Origin of the sequence: Mangrovimicrobium sediminis, assembly GCF_004745945.1 — a bacterium.
Classification (GTDB): domain Bacteria; phylum Pseudomonadota; class Gammaproteobacteria; order Pseudomonadales; family Halieaceae; genus Mangrovimicrobium; species Mangrovimicrobium sediminis.
The window spans coordinates 1-1,119 of the sequence record NZ_SRLE01000055.1 but is presented as its reverse complement, the minus strand read 5'-3'; the positions used below and the strand labels follow the sequence as shown (position 1 = coordinate 1,119).

Sequence of the window (1,119 nt, the reverse complement as noted above, 5' to 3'; positions counted from 1 at the left end):
TAGTCTCGGGGGCTCGAGATGGGTATAAGAGACAGCTCCACTGCCTGTGCCCAGGCACTGCGCGCGGCCTCGCCGCTGGCCAGCACCTCGCGCTTGCCGGCGCCACTGCGGAACAGGGCCAGGGCGTTGCCGCCGAGGGTTGCCGGGGCTTCCAGCGCGGACGCCGGCTCCTCGAGCGCCAGCGAGTCGCCGTCGAAGCTGAGTATCGCCTTCGCCACCGCGGCGCCGGGCACCCACTGCGGCGTATCCGCGGCGACCGGCTGCAGGGCCAGGGTGATTACGGTCTCGCCATCGGCGACGCGCCCGATCCATTGCTGCGCGGTGTCACCGCCCACCTCACCGAGCAGGCGCACCGCGGCCACCGCCTCGGCCAACGGCACGCTGGCCAGGCGCCGCCCGGCCTCCTCCATCATCAGACAGGCGTCGAACAGCCCCATGCCGGCACCGCCGACCTCCGCGGACAGGCGCATGCAGGGTGCGTCGAGGGCCACCAGTTCGCGCCACAGGGCGGCGTCGAAGCCAACCGGCTCCGCCGCGCGCACGCGCTCCATGGTGGATTCCCCCTCGAAGAAACGCTGGAACATGTCGCGTATCAGCAGGCTGTCTTCAGGCAAGCTCAGGTTCATGGTGTGGTGTCCTTAGGTCGTTGTATTTTTGCGTGGGGTCCTGCGTGACTACGCAGGACCGGCGCCAACAGATTAGCAGGAATTGGCCGGGATTCAGGCCGGCGGCGACAGGGCGTGGCGGGCGGCGACATAGCCCCAGACGAAAGAGGGCCCCACGCTGCAGCCGGCGCCGGGATAGGTGCGCCCCATCACCGAGGCGGTGGAAACACCGGTGGCGTAGAGCCCGGCAATCGGCGTGCCGTCAGCGCGCAGCACCCGCGCGCTGCTGTCGGTGACTACGCCGCCATAGGTGCCGACGTCGCCGGGCAGGATCGGCACCGCGTAGAACGGGCCGCGCTCGATGCTGCCCAGGGTGGTGGAGGGCTGGTGGGTGAAGTCCCCCAACCAGCGGTCGTAGGCGCGCGCGCCGCGCCCGAAGTCAGCGTCGTGGTTGGCGGCAACAAAACCGTTGAAGCGCGACACCGTGGTTTCCAGCGCGGCGGGGTCGATACCG

General features: G+C 70.2%; 2 protein-coding genes. Both read right to left on the bottom strand.

The genetic code is table 11. The features are described from left to right. The coding region (locus E4634_RS21270) for an acyl-CoA dehydrogenase family protein (protein WP_167855029.1) at positions 1–626 on the bottom strand (626 nt) is incomplete at its 3' end. Between the two features lie 93 nt (positions 627–719). Next, positions 720–1,119 (bottom strand): FAD-binding protein (locus E4634_RS21265; RefSeq protein WP_135446684.1); only part of this gene is annotated, 400 nt, incomplete at its 5' end.